General features: G+C 38.8%; 5 protein-coding genes and 1 pseudogene. 3 read left to right on the top strand and 3 right to left on the bottom strand.

Annotated elements, in window-relative coordinates:
* Nucleotides 1–55 precede the first annotated feature (55 nt).
* A pseudogene (locus Q7P22_RS04225) lies at nucleotides 56–196 on the top strand (type II toxin-antitoxin system RelE/ParE family toxin); the annotation flags it as partial.
* A gap of 307 nt (nucleotides 197–503) precedes the next feature.
* Here Q7P22_RS04225 and Q7P22_RS04220 read toward each other — a convergent pair.
* Nucleotides 504–1,904, bottom strand: coding sequence for a PTS transporter subunit EIIC (locus Q7P22_RS04220; protein WP_303861022.1), 1,401 nt, complete (start codon nucleotides 1,902–1,904; stop codon nucleotides 504–506).
* 14 nt (nucleotides 1,905–1,918) lie between these two features.
* Nucleotides 1,919–3,373 carry a glycoside hydrolase family 1 protein gene (locus Q7P22_RS04215; protein WP_303861019.1) on the bottom strand — a complete coding sequence of 485 codons (1,455 nt, stop codon included), beginning with the start codon at nucleotides 3,371–3,373 and terminating at the stop codon, nucleotides 1,919–1,921.
* Between the two features lie 157 nt (nucleotides 3,374–3,530).
* Here Q7P22_RS04215 and Q7P22_RS04210 point away from each other — a divergent pair, with 157 nt between their 5' ends.
* A complete protein-coding gene (locus tag Q7P22_RS04210; protein ID WP_303861018.1) occupies nucleotides 3,531–4,367 on the top strand; it encodes a MurR/RpiR family transcriptional regulator in 837 nt (278 codons plus the stop codon).
* Nucleotides 4,368–4,571: 204 nt separating this feature from the next.
* On the opposite strand, the gene Q7P22_RS04205 is transcribed toward Q7P22_RS04210, so the two are convergent.
* Complete coding sequence (locus tag Q7P22_RS04205; RefSeq protein WP_303861017.1) at nucleotides 4,572–4,703, bottom strand: hypothetical protein; 132 nt, start codon at nucleotides 4,701–4,703, stop codon at nucleotides 4,572–4,574.
* A 281-nt stretch (nucleotides 4,704–4,984) separates the two neighbouring features.
* Between Q7P22_RS04205 and Q7P22_RS04200 the strand changes: the two genes are divergently transcribed.
* The gene (locus tag Q7P22_RS04200; RefSeq protein WP_303861016.1) at nucleotides 4,985–5,548 is read left to right on the top strand and encodes a TetR/AcrR family transcriptional regulator; all 564 of its coding nucleotides are present in this window, start codon (nucleotides 4,985–4,987) and stop codon (nucleotides 5,546–5,548) included.
* Nucleotides 5,549–6,756 lie beyond the last annotated feature (1,208 nt).

Below are 6,756 nucleotides of genomic sequence, written 5' to 3'. Positions count from 1 at the left end.
CAAGGGCTTTCGTTAGCAGAAGCGATTTCGTGTCCAAGTAGGACAGCCACTTCATGGCAAAGGGTTTAGTGCTAGTTGTTCCAGGAAATGGCGCTATCGCATCGGTGACTATCGTGTCTTATGTGATATACAAGATGAAGCCCTTGTTGTATTGACTTTTAGTGTCGATCATAGGAGTAAAGTCTACAAGAGATGAAGTTGATATAGGTAGATAGGTTTAGTAGATTACGACCTGGTACTTACTCTTTTTTCCTCCTGACAAGGCATGTAACACAATTGTGTTATTGCTACACAGGGGATACGTATTGGCAAAGTGCAGTGTGTTATTGCAAACTGAAGAATGTTTGCTATTTATTTTGTTATATAAAGTGCCTGTTTTTCTTATCAATTATTTCAGTAGGCTATAACTTTTTTAGTAGTATTATTTATAAATAAATAAAATAAACTTTAAAATAATTAAGGAAGTAGCAAGACGTATATGCGTCTTGCTACTAAATAAAGCACTAGGCTCTTCCAGTGCTTTTTATATCAGTTTTTGCAATTAGAATTTTTGTTACAATAAACGAAACACTTATCGAAACTGCTGCTACAACACAAGCTAGTATAAAATTACCCATTCCACCGTCAGGCGCGATAAAGATAAGTGCTGAGAGTAAGCCCGGGCACGCACCTTCGACATATTCCTTAAGAGCAAAAATACCAGCAATAAGGCCAGCGGATGCGCACCCTGCTGCTGTGCCAATTAGAAGTCGCGGACGTTCGATAAGGGCACCGTAAAATGCTGGCTCTGTAACACCACATAGCGCAGTAACACCTGTTGAGATGTACATGCCTCTTTTTGTCTTGTCATTATGCGTTGATGTTGCAAGTGCAAGCGTGGTAGCACCAACAGCAAGATTGGATATAAATCCAAATATAATAGGAGTCCAGCCTAATTCTGCAATGCTAGCTATATCAACTGCAATATAGGCTTTGTCTAGTCCAAGCATAACAAAGTAAGGGTTAAGTACAGAGAGAATTGGTGTAGCAATAAAGGCAACATTATCCATAAGCCATGTTACGCCATCACTGAGAGCATAGCCAAGAAGGCTACCCAAAGGACCAAAAACAATTAACGTGCAAGGGACAACTATCAACATGGTCAATATGGGTCTCGCGAATATATCAATAATGTCAGGAATAAATTTGCGCAAAAGCTTATCTACATAATACATAAATATAACGCCCAATATTATGGGTAAGACCGTCCCGCTATAATCGACTGTCGGTATAGAAATTCCTAGGAAATCAAGATTATCAACTCCATTAATAGCTGAATTGAGAAGAACAGCACCAAGAAGTGCTCCCATTACTGGTTTCATCTTAAGATTTGAGGCTAGTGAATATCCAAGATAGATAGGGATAAAAGAAAGACCTGCACTATAAATTGCAGAGAGAACTATAGCAGTGCCGCTATCAGTTCCAAATCCAAAGTAATTAACTAGTAAATTCTTAAAGGCAAGTATCATTCCTCCGGTTATTAAAGCGGGAATGATAGGCATGAAAACGGCCGCACTGATATTGCCAAATCGAGTCACAAGATCAACTGCGCCTTTTGTAGCTGTACTCTTATTCGATGCAGGTTTAGTATCCTCTGAATTATTAGGGTTAATTCCAGAAACTTTTAGAAATTCGTTATAAGCATCTTCTACCTTTGGCCCGATAACAACTTGAATCTGCTCAGCTGTTTTAACGACGCCTATTACATTTTCAGCGTTTTTAATAGCCTCTTCATCAATTTTTGATCCATCAACATAATGAAGACGAAGTCTTGTAGCACAATGTTCGACGTGATTTATATTTTCCTTACCTCCCATGGCTGCTAAAACAGTTTCGCTCATGGAATGATATTTAGAATCTTTCATTTTCTCTCACATCCTTAACGTAAAACGGATGCAGGGATGCCATCTGTTTTTAGATTTTCATGACTTTTGATAAATTGCCGATACCAAGTCAAACTTTTTTTTGGAGTTCGTTTTAGGTTGCCATCAAAATTAATATGAATAAAGCCATAACGTTTTTTGTAACCATTAATCCAGCTATAGAGATCCATGGCTGACCACATATAGTAGCCAGCAACTTTCGCACCAGCCTTTTTGGCCCTTAGCATCTCGTCAATAAAGTCTTTGACAACTTTTATGCGTTCATCGTCGGCAACAAAGCCAGTTTTATCAGGGGTTTCAAAACATCCGTAGCCATTTTCTGTTACGAATATCAAAGGGTTGTTATAGCGCTTTGCGATTTCCATGATGGATGTATACATGACCCGCGGGAGTAATTCACGACCCCATTGATTGTGAGGCACAGATTTATCGTAAAGAGTTTCAAAAAGAGGTGCGATACATTTACTTTCTACCTTAGGGCCGTTGCCTTTGTTATTAACTGAGGCATGGGATTGTTCCCCATGCCAATCTGTAACATATTCACGGCAATAAAGATTAAGGCCTAAGAAATCTGCTATTCCATGCTTAAAGATTTCATTGTCTTCAGGAGATTTGTATAATAATATGTTCATTTTTGCAAGCATCTCATTTGTTTCAGGAGGTAGCTTGCCTTCTAATGCTGGACACAAAATCATACGGTTGCCGAAGAAATCTGCTCCTTTAAATACCTCATCTGGATGCTTTGTTTCAGGTGCAACTTCTACGCTACCTCCATCATGAACCACTCCGATGATCCCAGGCATATTTAATTCATGAAAAGCTTCTATTGCCTTAGCACTTGCAAGCATAAGGTTGTATTGCCATTGAAAATATGATTGGAAATCCAAAGTTCGATTAGGTGGATAATTTCCTATGATGTTTGAGCAGTAACTATAAAAATGTGGTTCGTTTATGGTAGTCCAAATACGAACACGATCACCAAAGGCTTTGAAGCAAATCTTTGCATAAGCGCAGAACCAGTCGGTAATATCGGAATTAAGCCAACCACCACGTCGAGCGAGAGCGAAGGGAAGGTCGTAATGAAACAAAGTAACATTGGGCTCAATACCTAGCTTTATGCAATAATTAATTAAATTATTATAGAAATTAATACCTTTTTTATTGACCTTTCCAGTACCATTCGGCATGATTCGAGCCCAAGAGATCGAAAAGCGAAAGGTATTTTGTCCTCCTTTAGCTAAAAGATCCAAATCTTCTTTATATCGGTGATAAAAATCACAAGCAATATCACCATCGACATGATTTATATTTTTGAGACTTTTATGATTAAAAAAATCCCATTCTCCTAGCCCTTTGCCATCTGTGTCCCATGCGCCTTCGCATTGATAGGCCGCAGTCGCAGATCCCCACAGAAATGGTAATGTAATTAAATCAGTATTATTGGCAGTCATCACACATCCTCCCACTATGCCCTTGGGCAAAAGAAGTTACCAACCTGTTGTGAGAAGACGCCGGCGCTAGTCTTAGCTATTATTATGCCTCTGTATAGCTCATGTAATGATTCGTTCTATGGATCATTATTGCGAGAAGAAGTCAAAGGGGGCTGTTGTGAACATTCATGACTTCAGACTTCTTGATCTAATTAGTCAAATTATTAATAGTAATGATTCGAGTAATGATGTATCGATTGCAAGATTTTTAATAAATCATCTTCAAGTGGCTGATTCTATCAGGGTATCAAGAATAATGAAGGAGGCATATGTCACTCGTGCTGCAGTTAGACGATTCTGCAATCATCTTGGTTATACAAATTTAAGTGAGCTTAGGTCATCTTTTTCACGAGTAGTATTTCCTAGCAATATACGATTTCGTAATATGAGTGAGAAACCTGAAGCTTATCATAGTATTCTTGATAATGAGTTAAGTAAGATGTTTGCAGATATTCGACTACATATAAATGATGGGCTTATATGCTCTTGTGCATATGATATTTATCAGCACGAAAGCGTTGAGATTCTTTCCGCCAATAACATTAGTGGGAACCTTATTAGATTTCAGCAAGAGATGTTTTATGCTGGCAAAATTGTACGTCTTACCTCAATTTCCGATATTATAAAAGAGGCAAGCTATAGGGAATCACCAAATAAAGTTCTAATAATTGTAATTTCTGTTTCCGGAAAATTTGCCAAGGAAATAGATGCGTATGTATGCGGACGCACTGCACGAAAAGTATTAATCACAGCATTTTGTAACAAAACTACTCCATCCCATTATGACTCTACTTTATTTATTAGCAGCGCTGGTAATGGAATAGATAAATATGGTATATATGCTAAATACGGAATTACTTATCTACTTGACTTGCTATCAAGCTGTTATATCAGTAGATATGCTAAAGAAACAAAAAATAACTTGTTTGGACCTCGTTCAAAATGGATAGACTAAATATCCATTTATTTATTTAATTTATGCATATTTTACGAATATAACAAGAATAAAATTATTAAGCTCATAATAAATCATAAAATACTGAAGCGATTAAATATTACTTAAATTATAGAATCAGTAGATTCATCTTGATAGTACTGAGATTATTGGCGTACTGCGCTGTAGTCGGAAATTGGCCAACAATCTAGAATCTGATTATGATCATGCCCTCATATTACCTTTTCCTCGGTATTGGCCAGATCGAGGGCTGTCTACATCGCAGGTTATGGCTGCTTGTGTATCAATCATTTTCCGTTGATTATCGTTTCGAGTAGTATATGCGCCAGCTCTCACAGGTTCTCCGTGCTGTTTCTGTCGGTCAGCATCTGTTGTAAAGTATTCACAACGATACCGTCTTTTCTTGAATCCGCTTTGTCGTAGTTACGAATTCTAGGTAATGGCTATATCATTTGATGTGACATGATTCTGATAATGTTGAGGATGTCTCTTTGATATAGAGGAGTATTTTATAAAAGACAGTATATAAGGTAGCTTGAATTAAGTGGGCTTTTCTTATTCTCATGTATTTTCTTCTTTGTCTCTATAGTAGAGGAGTTTGTGAAAGAAGAGTTAAAATGTCACAGCTGACAAAAGTTGCTTTAGAAACATCGTTAAAAAACCTCTTGTTAAAAAAGCCGCTAGATAAGATAACCATCTCTGATATTACCGATGAATGCGGTATCAGTCGTATGACCTTTTATTATCATTTTAAGGATATTTACGATCTCATCGAGTGGTCATGTATTGAAGAGGCAACCAAAGCTTTGGACGGAAAGAAAACATATAGCACTTGGCAACAAGGCTTTCTTCAGATATTTGAGGCGGTACTTGATAACAAACCTCTCATTTTGAATGTCTATCACTCCGTGAGTCGTGAGCAGGTAGAGATTTATCTCTACAAGCTTACCTATGATCTCCTCATAGGGGTAGTTAATGAGAAGGCTGCAGGAATGAGCATCAGAAGTGAGGACAAGAAGTTTATTGCGGATTTTTATAAATATGCCTTTGTCGGTCTTATGTTGGAATGGATACGAGACGGCATGACAGGAGATCCTCAGCTGATCATTGATAGGCTCAGCCTACTTATGCAAGGAAACCTTACGAGTGCTTTAAATGCCTGTCGAACAGATAGGGCTTAGCGGCGTAAGAGCAGGAAAGAGGGCAGAGTTTACAATTGAGGTCCCCTGATAAGATTTTTATCATGGGGCCTTCTTTGTTTATAGAGTTTTGTGAGGCCAACTTTTATAGTGAAAAAAGTGCAAGGAAGACTTTTGAACACTTTATAGGAGGTCTCATCATGTACTACTCAAGTGGTAACTATGAAGCTTTTGCCCGTCCAGCTAAACCGGAAGGAATAGATCACAAATCCGCTTATCTAATTGGTAGTGGTCTCGCATCCCTTTCGGCTGCATGCTTTCTCGTACGTGATGCCCAGATGCCAGGAGCACATATCCATATCATTGAAAAGGGATCTACTCCCGGCGGTGCTTTGGATGGGGATCAAATAACCAATGTCGGCTATGTTATGCGTGGCGGACGTGAGATGGATAATCATTTCGAGTGCATGTGGGATCTATTCCGCTCCATTCCTTCTATTGAAACAGAAGGACTTAGTATCTTGGATGAATACTATTGGCTGAACAAAAAAGATCCGAATTATTCTCTTTGTCGCGCAACTCAAAATTGTGGGGAAGATGCCCATACAGATAAGAAATTTGGTCTTTCTGACAAGGGAAGCATGGAGATCCTAGAGCTATTCATGGCACCAGATGAGAAGCTTGCCAACATGAAGATAACCGATATCTTTGATGATGAGGTTTTTAGTACAAACTTCTGGTTGTATTGGCGCACGATGTTTGCGTTTAAAGATGATCAGAGCGCTCTTGAGATGAAACGCTATATGCAAAGATATATCCACCATATCGGAGGACTTCCCGATTTTACGGCACTTCGCTTTACCAAGTACAACCAGTATGAGTCCATGGTGCTTCCGATGGTGAAGTATCTGAAGGCAAACGGCGTGCAGTTTCATTACAACACAACGGTCACGAATGTACTTTTTGATATTCAACCAGATAGAAAGACTGCAAAAACGATTGTTATTAATCACGCTGGTCAGCATGAAAACATTGATCTTACCGAGAATGACGTTGTCTTCTATACAAACGGGAGCAATGTGGAAAACTCCACCTATGGAAGTCAAACCAAGGCAAGTGGGATGGATGCTGAAATACACGAAGGAGGCTCTTTTGATCTCTGGCGAAAGATTGCAAAGCAGGATCCCTCCTTTGGCCATCCAGACAAGTTCTGCACCAGATCGGAAGAGCACACGTCTGAACTCCAGTCA

The sequence above is a fragment of the Alkalibaculum bacchi genome (assembly GCF_937875145.1).
GTDB classification, from domain to species: Bacteria; Bacillota; Clostridia; order Eubacteriales; family Alkalibacteraceae; genus Alkalibaculum; species Alkalibaculum bacchi_A.
This window is presented reverse-complemented; position numbering and strand designations above follow the sequence as displayed.